Origin of the sequence: Vibrio sp. SCSIO 43155 (assembly GCF_023716605.1) — a bacterium.
GTDB lineage: Bacteria > Pseudomonadota > Gammaproteobacteria > Enterobacterales > Vibrionaceae > Vibrio > Vibrio harveyi.
On record NZ_CP071853.1, the window covers coordinates 1055711 to 1072129 of the forward strand.

The following is a 16419-nucleotide window of genomic DNA, read 5'->3' on the forward strand; positions in this document are numbered from 1 at the left end:
CCTCCTTGCAATTATTTGAATTATCGAGAGTTCTTTTGCTCCTCATAAGCATATATGAAATTGATCATGGCAAGTTAAGCTCAGTTCACAAATTTAAGAGCATTCATCCTATGAATAGAGACCGTTTAGGCGTAAAGTCACTTTCAAACTTGTACGCAAGATGAATCTTGATCACGTAAAAATGAAATGACAATTTCTCTGTTTCATAAAATTCATGATTCTGTCATGATTCAGTTCTAATAATGATGTCCAAGTAACCTCGAGATGCTTAGTTCAGCGAGAATGACTTGGTTTGTAGACTAGGCAACGATTTGAAAACCTAGTGACCCTAAGTTAAAAAGCGTTAACAACGTATACAAACCAAGTCAACTCGCCCGAAGGGAGCGTGTCACTGATTCAATTTCTTTGTCAAACAATTGGGAAATAGATGACTATTACGCTGCATCGTTGTCCTTGAACTTAAATCAGTGACATCGCTCTGAATACTGCGTCTTGAGGTCACTTGGGCATTTCGGAATGAAAAGAGAGAAGATGACAATGAATAAAAATCATAAGCCAGTCAGAATCAAACTGGCACACATCAATGACACTCATTCCTACTTTGAGCCAACGTCATTACAGCTAAAACTCAATATTGATAACGAACGCACACTAGAGCCTTACGTGAGCGCTGGTGGGTTTTCACGTATCGCAACACGCGTAGAACAGCTTCGTGATGATGCCCAACGTCAAGGTCAAGGCATGTTGTTTTTACACGCTGGCGACTGTTTTCAGGGCACTCTGTACTTCTCGTTATTCAAAGGCAAAGCAAACGCCGACCTATTAAACGCGCTTAACATCGATGCGATGGCTCTGGGCAATCATGAACTTGATATGGGTAATGAACCGGTTGCTTTGTTTTGTCAGCGTACCAACTTCCCGTTGCTTGCAGGTAACTGGGACTTATCCAATGAATTGCCAACTAAAGATCACCGCATGGGCGATTGCGATAACGTATTGAGCTTCGACACTGAGACTCAAAGCGCGCAATATCTGGTGAAAGAATTTCACGGAGAGAAAGTTGCCATCTTTGGTTTGTCTATCGACAAGATGAGCGATATTGCCAACCCAGATGCCGACACACCATTTATCTCTGCAATAGAAACAGCAAAACATACTGTTGAAAACATCCACCAAGCGGGTATTAAAAACATCATCCTTTTGAGCCACTTAGGTTATGAAGGGGATCTCGAGCTTGCAGCTCAAGTGGATGGCATTGGCATCATAGTCGGTGGTCACAGCCATAGGTTACAAGGTAACTTTACCGCTATTGGCTTAGGCGAAGATGACCCATATGGCGTCAAGGTAAACGATACTTATGTCGTTCAAGCTGGTTATCACGCATTAACCATGGGGCATTGTGTTCTTGAATTTGATGAAAATGGCACCGCGACCATGTTAAGTGGTCAAAATGAATTGCTACTCGGAAGACGCATTTTCTGGGATTCGACACTAAATGAGCAGCTTGACCAAGGTGTGTTTGAAGAAGCGTGTGACTTTATTCATGGTCAACCAAACGTAGTTGTTTGTAAAAAGCACCCAGAGACACAAGCGATCTTAAATGATAAGTACATCCCAAGAGTGCGTAAGCTTCAATCACAAGTAATTGCAAATGTGGCAGAGAAGAAGCGCCATGTACGTATTCCTGACGAATTTGGCGGAAGCGAACTTGCTCCAGCAGTAGCGCATTCATTCTTGTATGCGCTTAACAAGCGTGGGCACAAGGTTCAATTTGCCATTCATAATGCGGGAGGTGTGCGTACTTCTCTCAATCCGGGAAATATTACCGTGGCAGACGTTGCCGGACGATTGTTGCCATTTGCCGTTCCTATCGGTTTTTATGACGTACAAGGCAAAGTTGTTCGTTTAGCATTGGAAGGCGCGATCAATAATGCACTTAACAATGGTGTTGAAGGCACTGGTTCTGGTAGCTACCCATACACACATAATTTGAACTTTGAATATCAAGCCGATGCGCCAAAAGGACAACGCATTAAAAACCTAGAAATTTTTGATGGTAAGCGTTGGTGTGAGATGGAAGATGAGCTTTGGTACCGTGGTACTTCGTCTGCTTATACTATGAAAGGTAAAGAAGGTTATGAAGCGTTGCTGGATATGAAAGGTGAAGGCTTTGTCAGTAATCTTTCCATGGCAGATTGCTTTGTTGAACTACTAACGGACGAACCAAACTGTTTGAACCAAAGTCACAAACTTTACTCGCAGAAGAATCAATAACCGTTATTGGTATCTTTTTTGCTCACTCCCTAATGCACATGCGATGAAGAGGGAAGAGAGTATGTGGAAAAAAGATTGGGCTGACGCAGCGGTTGTCGTTGCTTGGGTCGCAGTTTGGTCAACACTGGTTTACTTTGTACCGCTAACTGGTTTTTAAAGATCGACTATTCAACAAATGAGGGGCGCATAAGTGCTCCTTTTTTGTATCTGAACCGGCTTGAATTCATGATGTTGATAAACATTCTCCACAAAATACTTTGTTTTTATCGATAACGATTTTTTGTTGGAGATCGACGCAAGCAGGGGTATGATGGCGGCGTTTGGGGAGTAGTTAGCGCAAGTTTATTTATCGTCATCTCGTTAAGCATCAGCTTATCCGGTAAATAAAGGTGTCACTTGATTCATCACGTGATCACTTCAACGAGACCAACGCATTCATTGGCTAGCAGACACATGGGTAATGTGACTGCTGGTTTGTATTGTTTGCGGAAGGTCAGCCCGAATAATGTCCTTCCGCGTGGGAGGAAGCATGTCTCTTATCGAAAATACCACCCAATTATCCCAGTCTGTTCCACTACAAGAATCACTGACAATGTACGGTGCATTCGGTCTATTTACTTTGGTTTTAGTCGCCCTCGATATCTATCAGACTCGTGGCGGCGTAATTACCATGAAAAAAGCAATTGGTTGGAGCGTATTCTGGTTCTTATTAGCGTTTGTCTTTGCAGGCTCTATCTATTTCTTCTGGGATTATTACGCGCCTCATAGCGTTTATACTCACGAAAAAGCGACCATATCATTCTTAACTGGTTACTTGCTTGAGAAATCGTTAAGTGTCGATAACTTGTTTGTGTTCGCAATCATCTTTGCGCAATACAAGGTGCCAGAGCATTTGCGTCCACGCGCTCTATTGTGGGGTGTGATTGGTGCGTTAGTTCTACGTGCAATCATGATCGCAGTAGGTGCTCAATTACTTGCTCAATACCATTGGGTGCTTTACCTATTCGCAGCATTCCTAATTTGGACTGGTATTAAACTGGCGCGAGATAAAGGCGAAGAAGAAGAGGTGAACCCATACCCTGAGCAGTTCATTCGTAAATTCTTACCAGTGACAGAAGAGTATCAAGGTAACCACTTGATCTTGAAACAAGCAGGTAAGTGGGTTGCAACGCCAATGCTGATCGTTGTTGGTGTGATTGCAGTGATGGACGTGATGTTCGCACTGGATTCGATCCCTGCAATCTTTGCGGTAACGCGTGAACCGTTCTTGGTATTAGCAGCTAACGTGTTCGCTCTGCTTGGTTTACGTTCTCTGTACTTTGTACTGCAAGCAATGTTGGACAAGTTTGTGTACCTAAAACCAGCGCTGTCAGTGATCATGATGTTCATTGGTGTGAAGATGCTACTGGTTGGCACGCAATACGAAATCCCAACGGTTTGGTCATTAACTTTCCTAGTAACAGTGATGACGACAGCGGTTATTGCTTCTATCTATAAGAACAAAGAAACCAATAGTTCTAGCGTTAAAATTACTAATCAAAACTCTTAATGATTTTGTAAATTCAAAATCCTTCGAAAGATTATTTGGTTAATTAATTGTTGCAAATAGACTTGGGTTTACCAGCCTAAATCCAAGTTATTCAACTAAAGATTCGCTTTGCTGAATAGATATTCAGCTGCTTGGGTTTTGTATTCTTAAGGGTTGTAACAGATTTGTTTTATAAGAAAATCTAATCTGAATGACTAAATTTTGTCATTTTTTGCTCAAAGAAAAAATGACTAATATACAACCAACAAAACAAATTACTGCTTTATAGAGAGGCAATCATGGCACAAGCAATGCAAATGACAAATGTAGCTTTACCAACCTCTATGGATAAGAAGACCTACGCGGTTAACTTCAAAGGATTGATTGCTCACTTACTGGATATTCTTTTCGTAGACAACTCTGCACCTCGCAGTTACTACGCAGAAGACCTATCTGCACACATTCAGAAAGACATCGGTATGTACCGTTAATCTGAATGGAAAGCGAATTCGAAATGCCGGCTTAATCGCCGGCATTTTTGTATCTGAAATCGCTACACCTAAGACCGCATTGAAAGCTATCTCTTGCTCGTACGGTCATAGTCAGTATCAAAGAAAAGGAGCTGCCTATGATTAACGCGATTGCACTTGCTGCTATTACCAGTCTTTCTGCATCACAAAGTTGGGTTCATGAAGGACAGCCCGCACAAGTGATAGAGCTATTTACTTCAGAAGGCTGTTCAAGTTGCCCACCTGCAGACAAATACCTTTCTACGTTTCAATCCAACCCTGATTTGTGGGAAAAGTACATTCCTGTCGCATACCACGTTGATTATTGGGACTATCTTGGTTGGAAAGACAAATTTGCAAAGCCTGAATTCTCTCAGCTGCAACGTTTGTATCGCGCTTATGGCGCGGTAGGGAGTGTCTATACTCCAGCATTTGTCGTTGATAGTGAAGAATGGCGCGGCTTTTTTAATTGGCGCAAGCGCGTATTACCCAGCAACGACAACGTAAAAGCCCAATCATTGACACTAGAGCGCTCTGGCAACCAATTCTCTTTACGGTTTGAAGAGAAAGGCTCGTATGACGCAACGATTGTGTTTCTCTCAAGTAATGAAACCACATCAGTTAAGCGCGGTGAAAATGGAGGGAAAGTACTAGAGCATGATTTCGTTGCATTGGAGAAACAACAAGGTCGCTCAAAGAGTGGAGAGTGGACGTTTAAGCTCAATCAGCCCATCAACAACATTGATGCTGTTGCGGCGTGGGTGACTGAGCCAGGGACTTTTAATCGTGTGCAGACTGTCGCGGGTGAGATTCGATAAATGAACTAGAGGGATGCCTTCCAATCCGAAAGCGCTTTGATGTGTTCTGGTCCAATACCGCAGCACCCACCTATAATGGTAGCTCCGCGCTGATACCACTCTTTTGCAAAGGTTAAGTATTCGTCTGTTGACAGTTCTCGCATCGCTTGTAATGCGCTGTTGGCTTCGTGATTAGATTTGATTGCGGTGAAGTTGTTCGCGTAAACCCCAATTTCAATATCTAGCTTGTGTTGGTCTAAAACTGCTCTGGTATCACTGACCGCTTTTGCCATTACTTCAGGTACCGAGCAGTTAAAGTAAACGCTGATGGTATTGGTGCTGTCTGCACTTTGGGCAATATGCTCAATAGCTTGGATAACGGTTTCCCCAGAGCGCAACAACGCGGTTTCCAATGAGTCATCACTTAAAGAAAAGGCATACGCAGTAGGTTTGGTGCTGCTTGTGAAGACTCTTTGTAAACACTTTAGCTCCTCTAAACTGCATATGGTCTCCGCTAGCCAAAGGTCTACATAATCTTCTTGAGCTTCAAACAAAGTCTTGAAAATGATTTCACCTAATTTGGGTTCGAACAGATCTGGTCGATAACTACCAAGCGCTGGTGGAATACAACCAGCTACTAGAACGCGTTCCGGTGACTTATCTGCACATTCACGAGCAATTTGGGCTGCAAAGCGTGCTAGTTCGCTACCTTGTTGTTCGTAAAGTTCTTGTCCCAGATGGAATGGTACACAAGCATAGCTGTTGGCAATGATGATCTCTGCGCCAGCGTGGATAAAGTTGTTATGCGCTTGGTAAACGAATTCTGGCGATTCAATCAGTGTTTGTGCGCTCCAAAGTGGTTGAGAGAATGGGGCTCCCATGCGTTTCAGCTCTCTTCCCATACCGCCATCAAGGATGGTTAACTTTTTCATACTACAGTCCATCTTAATTCTTCCTTGTTGAACCTTAAATGAAAACGGCTATGAACGAAAGTGACGAGCGGAAAAGGATAGGTCGTGTAGGTGGGTAGATTAGTAGTGAGCTAGATAAGACAAAAGGTGCGGACTGTAGAAACGAAAACGGGGTTCCAACTGGAACCCCGTTCAATTCGAAAGTAATGTTGGGATTACTTCTTACGGCAGTACTCAGCGATCACGTACATTGACTGACCACCGTTTGCCTTACCTGAAACAAGTTTAGGATCATCACCAAGGCTGATACCGCGAATAACAGTACCTTGTTTGATTACTTGGTTTGTACCTTTAACTGGTAGGTCTTTGATTACTGTTACATCGTCACCTTTCTTAAGTTCAGTGCCGTTGCAGTCAACAGTTTTATCGTCAGCAGACATACCTTTCATTGCCCAGTTCATTTGCTCTTCTTCCATGTACATCATGTCAAGAGCATCTTGAGCCCAGCTTTCTGTGTTTAGGCGAGTAAGTTGGCGCCATGCAGTTACTTGTACTGCAGGAACCTGACTCCACATGCTGTCGTTCAAGCAGCGCCAGTGGTTAATGTCTTTAGGGTCTTCGATCTCACCATGACACTTATCACAAACCATGATAGCAGTATCAACCGTTACGTTGCCGTGTGGTGGCACAGCGTAAGCAGTTAGTTGAGTTTCAGAAGAACACAGTTCACATTTTGACTCGCAGCGAGCAAGCAGAGTAGCTTCGATAGACATAAGGACTCACCTTAGTAATGTTTTTTGGTGGCGGTATTATCCACTTTATCCTGAGAAATAAAAGGGTGTTAGAGAATTAAAGGCGAGATTTTACAATATTCCAACCTGAAAGGAGTGAAGATGTAAAATATTGGCTAAACAAATAATACCTAGAATATAAATAAGGGTGTTGATTGTTTTGAATGATGAATCAGTTGCATTGATGAATGTTATCGATGGTAGGGAGATTGATTGAAAATGCCCCCTGACTTGACAGGAGGCAAAGGATCTAACGTTCGATAATTTGTACGATTTGGTCTTGTGAGATACTCATTTCTTTGCCATCCACGTCTTCATACTCGTACATGCCAGTATCTTCATTGAGATCTGGTTTGCCATACGAGGTGATGATTTTCCCTTCATTCGTTGACATAAGATATTGGCTGCTGCCGCAAGCGGCAAGAAGTAGTGCAGTGGCAATCACGGTCAATACGCGCATAGAGTTTTCCTTTTCAAACAAGTGAGTTAGACAAAGACATCGTTTTAACTATAGCAGAGGAAACTATGAGTGGGTCTGAAAGGCATAGAAACAAAAAAGCCCAGTAGAAACTGGGCTTTGAGGGGATGTACAAGATTATTTTAGTACTGTCGCATTACTTACTTTGCTTAGTGCATCATCCACTACAAAATCAGCATTCTCAGCCTGCATTTCTGCGTGGTGAGGAAGGTCTGCCAACGTACCTGCCGGAGAGGCAAACGTGCTGTGTGATGCCGTTGCGTTAAATTGGACAAAGCTTGCTGTTGCATTCACAGCAGTGTCTGAGCTGTTAACCGTTTTCAAGCCTAGCTTCTTCGCAAGTGGCTCGGTACCTGCAAATGGCGCATTAGGTACGTTGTTTGGAACGGTTGCATCACCATCTACTTCTGTCATGAAGAATGGTGTTGATAACGAACCAGTCTTCATAAGATCAGCAGCATTTGTGAACGGGTCAACGGTATCAAGTGTTGTTTGCGCAGCATAGATAAAGCTAGAGAAACCAGCGTTTAATTGAGCCAGAGCTTCAGGACTTGCGCCTTTCTCAAACGTTTCGTAACACACTTTATCGCTAAGTTCTGCACAAGATGCATCTGCATAACTAGCATAGTCTGCGGAAGCCGCGTACGCTAGGTTATGTTTGATTTGCGGACCAAAGTTGGAAGAGCCAAGCAGTAAGTTACCGATTTGACCACCAGAGTTTTGGATAGATGCACTACTGAAGTTGTACAACGCATCTGCTGATACTGAGCCCAGAGAGTTGTTTGCCGCTGCAACGGCTGACGTACCAACGATGCCTCCTAATGAGTGACCAAGCATCTTAACTTTTGAGCCAGTTGCTGGGTTAAACCCTTTAAGTGGGCTATTCGCAAGAAGACCCGCTTGAGCAGAAACCACAAGACTTGCGCGAAGACCTAATACGTCAAGGACACTTTGGCGAAGGTTATCACGCGCTACTGCCAAGTTAGACAAGTTCAAATATGCTAACACGTTTGAATTTGCAGAACGTTGGTCATCCAAGCTACGAGTGCCATGAATTGGTAAGTCGATAGCGATCACCGCTACGCCAGCTTTAACCATGTTAAAGGCAAAAGCGTAAGCATTTTCTTTTGCTGAAGTAATACCATGTTGATAAATCACAACGTTGGTCGGCGTGCCAGCTTCTGGAGTGAACAACAGGAACTCGACATCTTCTAGAGACTTAACCGCTGGCACTGGTGAGTATCGAGTGATCACTCGGTCACTATCCAGTGGAGTGCCGTCAGATAGTTTTAGATTGGCGCCAACAAGTTTTAGCTGCTCTGTAGGATCAGTAGCGAGCTTGCTCACATCAACAGGGTCATTTGCAAATTCACCACTAGACAACTGCTGAATTATGCCTGCTTGTTCATCTTTGTTTGATAAAGCGGCTTGCAGTTTCACAAGGCTTGGCATTGCTGAAACCATTGGCTGCATGTTCCAGTCAGCACCTTTCTCTAGATAGTAAGGTAGTCTCACCACACCCTGAGTTACGTTGACTGAAACACCGGCATTCGTGTAAAGCCCTTTTATTGCGGTCTTTGTTGAGTCTAAGTCACTGATGTATTTGTTGAAGTCTTCATCTGCGTCTAACGCAGTAATGAAGTCTTGAGTCGCACCCAATGACATCGTGTATGCAGTCGCAAGGTCGACCGAACCTGGGTTAGTGTCATTCTTGTAAACCGTGTTGAGCGTGTTTGCTCCGGTAGCAAAACCGGTTGCGGTTACGCCTTTCACTGCTGCAAGTGTGTCACCTACCGACTGTGTGCTAAACCATGATGAGTAGATGATGTCTGAAGGTACAACGTTTAGTAAGCCAGATTGAGTAGCAAGACCAAAGATTCCTTCAACCGCCGTTGTTGCAGCTTGTAGAGAAGCAAGATCACCAGATTCGTATACGACTTCTTTCGATTTTGCCGTCGCGTAACTACCGGATGTACCGATTGCGTCGCCATTTACATCTTTTACTGCTTGAGTCACTGCAAAAATGTATTCGCTTGATTCATCGAATGAGTCTGCGAATTGGATGTAAAGACTCTTACCACTTGATACGACTTGGAAGTCTGCATCAGCAGTTGCGCCATCTTGGATCTTTAAAACTTTTTCGATTGGGTTTGTCTTACCATCCCAATCGGTGATGCGTTGATTTAGCTTAATAACGCTAATACCCGACGTTACTAAACCATCAGCGAAGCCTGCACCGTTGAAATTCAGAACGATTGGCATTGATGTTGACCAACCATCCATGGTGTTCATGGCGGCGCGAGGGTTGGTTAGCGCATCATCACCACCAGTCGGCAGACCGAGCGTGCCATCTGTTTTATCCATTAGCAAGTAAGAAGGCGCTGGTACATCAGCATTCGAACCTTGAACCGTGAAACTAACCGACGTGTTACGGTCAAGTAGTGCCTGAACCGCAGGTTCAAACGTTGTGGTATCTGAAGTGCCTGAGCTAGAAGTGTCGTCACCACAACCTGCAAGTAGGATTGCAGAACAAAGCAGTGATAATTTAAACGTATGTTTCATTGGTTTACTCCGTTAATCCTGATTATTTGAAGGTGTAGTTCATCTGTACAGCACTGATGTAAGCCGTACCTTCTGAATCAAATGTGATCTCTTGATCTGCTGCGTTTGTTTCAGTGAACGAGCCAGACTTACTCTTAACAAAGGCAAAACCAGCATCGAAGCTTAAGTTTTCTTGCATTACATAAGTCACACCCGCGCTGTACCAGAAACGGTCGCTATCAGGAATACTCAACGTCGCTTTACCCGCTTGTTCGTCAAATGCGATACCAGCGCGTAATGTCCATTGATTGTTCAGAGTATATGTACCACCGAAAGAGTAGCGGTTATTGTCTTCGTATTTCTCAGGTTTAAAGAAACATTGACCAGCGGTGCCGTCGTTACATTGTGGGCTCGTCGCTTTTAGTTCTTTAAATGTGCTCCAATCTGTTTGCTGCCAACCGTAGTGGATAGCCCACTTGTCGTTTAGTTGGTGGAATGCAGAGAGTTCGATGATAGAAGGAAGCGAAATTTGTAGTCGACCATCGACTTTTGGTGCCGTTGCGATGCCAGAGTCATAGCTACTGAACTCACCATTGTCGAAGTCTAAATCCACTTTAGAGCGATAGCCGAAACCAAAGCGGTTATTTTCGTTGTACTCATATAGCGCACCGATGTTCCAGCCCCAGGCAAACGTATCGCCTTCCATACCAATTAGGTTGTCAGACTTTTTACTACCAGGACCAAATAGGGGAGCTAGGGCACCTTTATGGCGAGTCAATTCCGCTTGTGCGTAGACAAGGTTAATACCACCACCAACACTGAATTGTTCATTGATGCGGTAAGCAATGTTTGGGTTGATATTTACAGACAGCAAAGAAGTATCGCCTGCCATATCACCGGCAGAGATATCATTCGGGTAGTCAGTGGCAACACCGTAGGTTGTGAACATACCAAGACCCCAAGCCCATTGATCGTTAATAGGACTAATGTAGTAGCCAGCAGGAACGATTTGCAGCGGAGCTACGTCTTTTGCATGTTCTTTATGGTAAGTGTCGTAGACGTTAACTTCAGGATCGACGATGGATAGCGCACCTGAAAACTGAGCTTCTTTAAAAAGTGTCATCGCAGCCGGGTTACGCGCTAAAACGCTTGCGTTATCCGCAACCGCGCCTTCACCTGAAAATGCTCTACCAAGACCAGATGCCGAGTGTTCAGCAACCTGAAAGCCCGCAGATTGGGCATTACACGCAAACAATATTGAAATTGTAAGCAGAGAGCAGTGCTTCTTGTTCATCCTTGACCCTCCTAGGGTGTCATTATGTTAGACCGAAGTCTTTGTATTTGTTGTATGCCTTTTACACCAGTTGCTGTCGGTTAGAATTACAACTGCAATGTAAATATAATGTTAATTGTATGTTTATTATCTTGTCAAAGATTAGACGTATATTGCGTTTTAAATTTGATGCATAGGTCAAACAGCAATTAATAAGGTCATGTATTATGGTGATATTTTTATAGCAAATGGTACGACCAGACTTGTTTTGTAAATCTTATGGTTAATCGCTAACCAAACACCTGTTGTTAACATGCTTTGCGTTCTATTCCATTACAGGCATAATTCCCACTTTGTGTTTATCGCATTGGAAATCGCGTTGGAATTACTACACATCGAATTTTTGGGGAAATCGCTTAGGCTGGAAGGTTCTATGGCGGGTTGGCAACAACTGTTTTGGGATAACACTTTGGTATCACAAATTGATGCTAGTGATGATGATTCCGGCAAGACGCAACATCAATTCAAACTTTCTTCTGGAGAGCAGGTATTGACCTGCCAACTGAGCTGTGAGTTAAATTGGCAACCTTTTGACTTCAAATATCAAGCTACGGTTAATGAGGCTCTTGTGGCTGAAGGAACTCGCAATGAAAAGGATATTGAGCAACAAGTTCCAGTTGAGCCGCCACCAACAGAAAAGCGCTTTAGCATCATTGGTCTTATGTCGCTGGGAATGAAAGCGCTTAAGAGTGCGAAAGTGATTAAGGTTGCGTTAGCGTCTGCGAGTTTAGCTGCCTACTCATGGTTGTTCTCGATAGAGTTCGCGCTTGCGCTCGTTGCATGCCTGGTCTTTCACGAATACGGGCATATCCGTGCAATGAAATACTTCGGTATGAAAACGAAGGGGATATATCTCATTCCTTTTTTGGGCGGGTTGGCGCTGAGCGATGAAAAGATCAATACACGCTGGCAAGACGTTGTTATCTCGATCATGGGACCTTTCTTTGGATTGGTGTTGAGTATTGTATTTACAATTTTGTACTGGGTGACGGGAGAGATGATCTTTGCCGGCCTTGCGGTATTTAACGCCTTGTTAAACCTCTTTAACCTATTGCCGATTTTACCTCTAGACGGTGGACATGTACTGAAGAGTATTACTTTCTCCATGAACTCATGGATTGGTCTAGCCGGTAGCGTCGCGACTGCAGCATTGGGTATCTATATTAGCTACGCATTCGGTTTAACGTTGTTGGGATTCTTGCTCATCATGGGGATGTTGGAAGTTGTGGTGGAGTGGCGCACAAGACACCATAGTCATTTGTTGCCTTTAACTCGATATGGGCAGCTTTTCTCTTTCGCTTGGTATCTAGTGTCCATTGGAGGCTTCATTGCTATCATTTGGTATTTTGCGGGTCTTGGCGACAGCCTGTTAAGCCTGCCACTGCAAATCCTTGGTACGTAAAGAGCTAATGCGAATTAAATAAAAAGAAAGCTCCCAATGGAGCTTTCTTTTTGACTTCTATTTGCTCGTTTAACTCGTTTGAGAAAGCGAGCTAGAGAGTAGTAGGTTGCTTACACTAGATTGGCTAAGCAATTTAACCACATTTCGGTGCTTTTACGTTTGAAGCAGGCAGCGTTTTAATCGTCGCCTGCAAATCACGAATACGCGTGCTGTGTGATGGGTGAGTAGAGAAAAATTCTGGCGGTTGGGCGCCACCAGCCGCGCTCATATTTTTCCAAAGATCGACGCTTTGATTTGGATCGAAACCTGCTTTCGCCATGTACCCTAAACCCACGATATCTGCTTCGGACTCTTGCGTACGACCGTAAGGTAAAATTACCCCATATTGCACGCCAACACCAAGCGCTGCCATTGTCATTTGTTGGTATTGTTTATATTCAGATGCACCAATTGCGACATTGGCTAGAGACAATCCAGCATTTGCTAATTGGCTTTGAGACAGACGCTCATTACTGTGGTCAGCAAGTACGTGTGCAACCTCGTGACCAATTACGGTCGCTAGCTGATCTTGGTTCTTCGCCACTTTCAATAAGCCCGTGTATACACCAATCTTCCCTCCAGGAAGGGCGAAGGCGTTGACTTGGTCACTATCAAAAACGACCACTTCCCAATCTTTAAAGCCCGGCTGAGGAGGGATAGTGTCTGTGATTTGCTTCGCCACGCATTGAACATAAGCGTTGGTCTTTTTGTCTTTGCTAATCGGTATTTCTTTCTTCATTTGCTCGAAAGATTTGGCACCGAGAGAAGACATCTCTTGGTCGGAAAACATCAAGATTTGGTTTCGACCTGTCGGTGAAGCGCTACATGCTGTTAAGCCAGCCACGGTCATAAGAATTGAGGCTTTAATCCATGTTCTCATAATGGGGTCCATAAGTATTTTTTCTGTTTTGTACCAATAGTATAACGCTTAGTAAAGAAACTTTAAGCCATTCTCGCTTAACGACGTATCTCTAGGTTATTTGGGAATACATAAATCACATTATGTGATGCGTTGCGCCTTGAAGTAACGATGCATTCAGGTCTATGCTAGACGCACTTTTAAAGACTGAGCACCAGTGCAATACTGGATGAGATAAGAGCGAACAAATGAGTATCTGGAAAAAGCCAATCGACTTGGACATTCTTAACGCCACATCAAAAAACACCATGATGGAACACCTGCAAATCGTTTACACCGATTTTACTGATGATTCGCTATCAGCAACCATGCCTGTTTGCAGTTTTACACATCAGCCACTGGGTATGCTTCATGGTGGTGCGTCTGTCGTCTTGGCAGAGACTTTAGGCTCGCTCGCTGCAAACTTTTGTGTTGGAGAAGGCAGTTATTGCGTTGGATTAGATATTAATGCTAACCACGTCCGTGCAATGCGCAGCGGCTATGTCATTGGCACTGCAAAGCCCGTTCATCTCGGCGTCTCAACTCAGGTGTGGCAAATCGACATCGCTGATGAACGAGGTCGATTAGTTTGCACCAGCCGACTGACGATCGCCGTGAAACACCAAAAAGAAAAGTCACATTAACGAGTAGAAGACGAACATGGTTATTGAATTTTCTCTTGGTAAAATCATCGCAACGCAGCGAGAAGTCGTTATTAAACTCAATGGTAGCGGCATGGTTACAATGCAAGCACAAGTCGATGCGATTCAGTTACTTGGTCGTGGTGCAAACGTTGTTTTGGCACATGGTGCAGAAACAAAATGGTCGATCAAACTCGATGATGAAGATCAATTACGCCAACTAGCGCAAGAAATTGGTATCGACATTCAATAATTTGCATGTCTAGGTTTGCACTTTTTGCAAAAAATGAGGAAACTTAGTTTATCGTTATGAAAACTAAAATTTCCTCTTTATGAGTAGCCCTCGTTTACGTGTTCAATTCGAAACACTGTTTGAAAAATTCTCTGGTAATAACACGGAAGTTCAACTCGAAGATATTACCGATGCACTTTTCTGTACTCGCCGAAACGCTCGAATCGTCCTCAATAAATTAGAGGAAGAAGGGTGGATTGAATGGCATCCAGCCGCTGGTCGAGGAAAGCTTTCTACACTCATTTTTAAACGTAATCGCAGTGATGTTAGCGAGAACCTCGCACGCCGTTATCTAGATGAAGGTAAAATTGGTCAAGCGTTGGAGGCACTAGATAATGACGCCGCCAAGCTTACCCAAGTTATTCAAGGTTATCTTGGTCTCCAACATCGTCAAGGTGAGCAAGTTGTGCGTTTGCCGTACTACCGACCACTTGCGATGTTGAACCCTCAAAAGCCGATGCGCCGTTCTGAGCAGCATATCGCGCGTCAGGTATTCAGTGGATTAACTAGACTGGATGATAATGAACACCTCCAACCGGATTTGGCGCATTATTGGGAAGCGCTTTCAGACACTCATTGGCGTTTCTATTTACGTCGAGGTGTTCGTTTTCATAACGGTGAACTACTGACTACCGACTGTGTCATTGAGAGTATTAGTGCGTTAAGCGAGTTGAATCTTTTCTCTCATATCGAAAATGTAATGTCGCCAGAGCCTTGGACGGTGGATATTCATCTTGTTCGTCCAGATAAGTACTTACCACTCGCTCTGAGTGAATCCCAAGCAAAAGTACTCTTACCGAGCACGCTGCGTTCGGAAGAATTCGATAGAAAGCCAGTAGGGACTGGACCATTCCAAGTGAAAGTAAATGACGACAAGCGCTTAATTTTGACTGCGTTTGATGGCTACTTTGGGTTACGTCCTCTGTTAGACCAAGTAGAGGTGTGGGTGATCGATGAAGCCTATTCGTCAATGGTTTACCCAAGCTTGACCAAACCCCAAATGGATAAACAAGCCTCTACTGACGAGGTTGAGCTGGATCCCGGTTGCACTTTCTTACTACTGAATAAAAATACAGGTGTTGCAAAAGACCCACGTTGGGCTGAGTTTCTTAGTCAAACATTAAACAGTTACCAGGTGTATGCTCATGTACCTCAAGACAAAATCATAGAGCTGGGTGTGTTACAAGCCTTTGGCTTAAAGCCGGGCTGGATCGATCTGAGACCAAGTGTTGCGGGTGAAGTACCTCAGAAAGAGAAAGTTATTTGCGTCGCTTACCAAAAGAAGCACCCAATGTTTCCTGTTATTGCTAAAGCGATCAAAACCTTGCTAAAGCCACATGGTGTTGAGGTTGAGTTCATCCGTTATGACACGCAACCACCGTCACCAGAAGAAGTGGATATTTGGATCAAAGCAATGGGGATCGCCACCAACCGTAACGATGCGCTCGCAGGATGGTTGTTAGATTACAGTGACATTGACAAATTCAGTGCTGGATATGATTTCTCTGGTTGGGCAGGGCTGGTGGATCAATGGCGTGCTGGTCAACACAGCGATTTCCCAGCTCGTGAGTTAGGTAGGCAACTTGTGAAGAGCTGCCAAGTGATCCCTATGTTCCATTGTTGGCTAGGCGTAAACAAAGACCATAGTGGTGCGCTACAAAACGCCAAATGCAATGCGCTAGGGTGGTTCGATTTCAGCAACGTATGGGTAAAACCAAAAATAGAGAAAGATGGCGAAACCGAATAAGAAGCAACCGACTAAAACCGTCGAGATATATTGCGCCAAATGTAAAGCGCAGCTGTTCAAGTACCGCAAGGGCGGCAAAGGTGCCCTCGTTAAATGTTTTAAGGAACGTATTGTTGAAGACTTTACCAACACGCCTTGCATTTGCCCTGGTTGTGAACAAGAGTTTGCAAGAGACACCTTAGTAAGAGGAACGCCTGCCTACAAGATGATTGGTGGTAAGGTTACGATGAAGTAAGAG

General features: G+C 43.9%; 15 protein-coding genes. 9 read left to right on the top strand and 6 right to left on the bottom strand.

From position 1 onward, the window contains the following. The first annotated feature begins 531 nt into the window (after positions 1–531). The 4 genes from J4N44_RS21595 (at position 532) to J4N44_RS21610 (ending at position 5129) form a co-directional block, all read left to right on the top strand. Positions 532–2274: a bifunctional metallophosphatase/5'-nucleotidase gene (locus J4N44_RS21595; protein WP_005451743.1), complete on the top strand. Its 1743-nt coding sequence runs from the start codon at positions 532–534 to the stop codon at positions 2272–2274. A 529-nt stretch (positions 2275–2803) separates the two neighbouring features. Next, the gene (locus J4N44_RS21600) at positions 2804–3823 is read left to right on the top strand and encodes a TerC family protein (RefSeq protein ID WP_017819595.1); all 1020 of its coding nucleotides are present in this window, start codon (positions 2804–2806) and stop codon (positions 3821–3823) included. A gap of 278 nt (positions 3824–4101) precedes the next feature. After that, on the top strand, positions 4102–4293 hold the full coding sequence (locus J4N44_RS21605; protein ID WP_005451745.1) for a hypothetical protein: 192 nt from the start codon (positions 4102–4104) through the stop codon (positions 4291–4293). Positions 4294–4430: 137 nt separating this feature from the next. Next, positions 4431–5129 carry a DUF1223 domain-containing protein gene (locus J4N44_RS21610; protein ID WP_252045771.1) on the top strand — a complete coding sequence of 233 codons (699 nt, stop codon included), beginning with the start codon at positions 4431–4433 and terminating at the stop codon, positions 5127–5129. A gap of 5 nt (positions 5130–5134) precedes the next feature. Here J4N44_RS21610 and J4N44_RS21615 read toward each other — a convergent pair whose 3' ends face one another. The 5 genes from J4N44_RS21615 to J4N44_RS21635 form a co-directional block, all read right to left on the bottom strand. Then, positions 5135–6052, bottom strand: coding sequence for a homocysteine S-methyltransferase family protein (locus J4N44_RS21615; RefSeq protein WP_252045772.1), 918 nt, complete (start codon positions 6050–6052; stop codon positions 5135–5137). A gap of 182 nt (positions 6053–6234) precedes the next feature. After that, positions 6235–6792: a PhnA domain-containing protein gene (locus tag J4N44_RS21620; protein ID WP_005451748.1), complete on the bottom strand. Its 558-nt coding sequence runs from the start codon at positions 6790–6792 to the stop codon at positions 6235–6237. 268 nt (positions 6793–7060) lie between these two features. Continuing rightward, entirely contained in the window at positions 7061–7270 is a 210-nt protein-coding gene (locus tag J4N44_RS21625) for a YgdI/YgdR family lipoprotein (protein WP_005451749.1), read from the bottom strand. A 135-nt stretch (positions 7271–7405) separates the two neighbouring features. Next, on the bottom strand, positions 7406–9850 hold the full coding sequence (locus tag J4N44_RS21630; RefSeq protein ID WP_252045773.1) for a VolA/Pla-1 family phospholipase: 2445 nt from the start codon (positions 9848–9850) through the stop codon (positions 7406–7408). A 22-nt stretch (positions 9851–9872) separates the two neighbouring features. Beyond that, the gene (locus J4N44_RS21635; RefSeq protein WP_005451753.1) at positions 9873–11123 is read right to left on the bottom strand and encodes an outer membrane protein transport protein; all 1251 of its coding nucleotides are present in this window, start codon (positions 11121–11123) and stop codon (positions 9873–9875) included. Between the two features lie 412 nt (positions 11124–11535). On the opposite strand from J4N44_RS21635, the gene J4N44_RS21640 reads away from it, so the two are divergent. Continuing rightward, complete coding sequence (locus J4N44_RS21640; protein ID WP_252045774.1) at positions 11536–12564, top strand: site-2 protease family protein; 1029 nt, start codon at positions 11536–11538, stop codon at positions 12562–12564. A 133-nt stretch (positions 12565–12697) separates the two neighbouring features. Here the strand turns inward: J4N44_RS21640 and J4N44_RS21645 are convergent, their stop codons facing one another. Then, positions 12698–13483: a M48 family metallopeptidase gene (locus tag J4N44_RS21645; RefSeq protein ID WP_005451756.1), complete on the bottom strand. Its 786-nt coding sequence runs from the start codon at positions 13481–13483 to the stop codon at positions 12698–12700. Between the two features lie 227 nt (positions 13484–13710). Here J4N44_RS21645 and J4N44_RS21650 point away from each other — a divergent pair, with 227 nt between their 5' ends. The 4 genes from J4N44_RS21650 to J4N44_RS21665 all read left to right on the top strand — a co-directional run bounded on the left by J4N44_RS21650 (position 13711) and on the right by J4N44_RS21665 (position 16416). Then, complete coding sequence (locus tag J4N44_RS21650) at positions 13711–14145, top strand: hotdog fold thioesterase (RefSeq protein ID WP_009701824.1); 435 nt, start codon at positions 13711–13713, stop codon at positions 14143–14145. A gap of 16 nt (positions 14146–14161) precedes the next feature. Continuing rightward, complete coding sequence (locus tag J4N44_RS21655; protein WP_005451760.1) at positions 14162–14395, top strand: DUF3389 domain-containing protein; 234 nt, start codon at positions 14162–14164, stop codon at positions 14393–14395. A 79-nt stretch (positions 14396–14474) separates the two neighbouring features. Then, positions 14475–16181 carry an SgrR family transcriptional regulator gene (locus J4N44_RS21660; RefSeq protein ID WP_045487832.1) on the top strand — a complete coding sequence of 569 codons (1707 nt, stop codon included), beginning with the start codon at positions 14475–14477 and terminating at the stop codon, positions 16179–16181. Then, positions 16165–16416: a hypothetical protein gene (locus tag J4N44_RS21665; RefSeq protein ID WP_005451762.1), complete on the top strand. Its 252-nt coding sequence runs from the start codon at positions 16165–16167 to the stop codon at positions 16414–16416. The genes J4N44_RS21660 and J4N44_RS21665 overlap by 17 nt, the downstream gene beginning before the upstream one ends. Positions 16417–16419 lie beyond the last annotated feature (3 nt).

Coding starts and splice junctions, on each gene's coding strand:
- J4N44_RS21605 (WP_005451745.1), top strand. CDS start 4,102: ATGGCACAAGCAATGCAAATGACAAATGTAGCTTTACCAACCTCTATG.
- J4N44_RS21660 (WP_045487832.1), top strand. CDS start 14,475: ATGAGTAGCCCTCGTTTACGTGTTCAATTCGAAACACTGTTTGAAAAA.
- J4N44_RS21595 (WP_005451743.1), top strand. CDS start 532: ATGACAATGAATAAAAATCATAAGCCAGTCAGAATCAAACTGGCACAC.
- J4N44_RS21640 (WP_252045774.1), top strand. CDS start 11,536: ATGGCGGGTTGGCAACAACTGTTTTGGGATAACACTTTGGTATCACAA.
- J4N44_RS21625 (WP_005451749.1), bottom strand. CDS start 7,270: ATGCGCGTATTGACCGTGATTGCCACTGCACTACTTCTTGCCGCTTGC.
- J4N44_RS21615 (WP_252045772.1), bottom strand. CDS start 6,052: ATGGACTGTAGTATGAAAAAGTTAACCATCCTTGATGGCGGTATGGGA.
- J4N44_RS21665 (WP_005451762.1), top strand. CDS start 16,165: ATGGCGAAACCGAATAAGAAGCAACCGACTAAAACCGTCGAGATATAT.
- J4N44_RS21630 (WP_252045773.1), bottom strand. CDS start 9,850: ATGAAACATACGTTTAAATTATCACTGCTTTGTTCTGCAATCCTACTT.
- J4N44_RS21620 (WP_005451748.1), bottom strand. CDS start 6,792: ATGTCTATCGAAGCTACTCTGCTTGCTCGCTGCGAGTCAAAATGTGAA.
- J4N44_RS21655 (WP_005451760.1), top strand. CDS start 14,162: ATGGTTATTGAATTTTCTCTTGGTAAAATCATCGCAACGCAGCGAGAA.
- J4N44_RS21610 (WP_252045771.1), top strand. CDS start 4,431: ATGATTAACGCGATTGCACTTGCTGCTATTACCAGTCTTTCTGCATCA.
- J4N44_RS21600 (WP_017819595.1), top strand. CDS start 2,804: ATGTCTCTTATCGAAAATACCACCCAATTATCCCAGTCTGTTCCACTA.
- J4N44_RS21645 (WP_005451756.1), bottom strand. CDS start 13,483: ATGAGAACATGGATTAAAGCCTCAATTCTTATGACCGTGGCTGGCTTA.
- J4N44_RS21650 (WP_009701824.1), top strand. CDS start 13,711: ATGAGTATCTGGAAAAAGCCAATCGACTTGGACATTCTTAACGCCACA.
- J4N44_RS21635 (WP_005451753.1), bottom strand. CDS start 11,123: ATGAACAAGAAGCACTGCTCTCTGCTTACAATTTCAATATTGTTTGCG.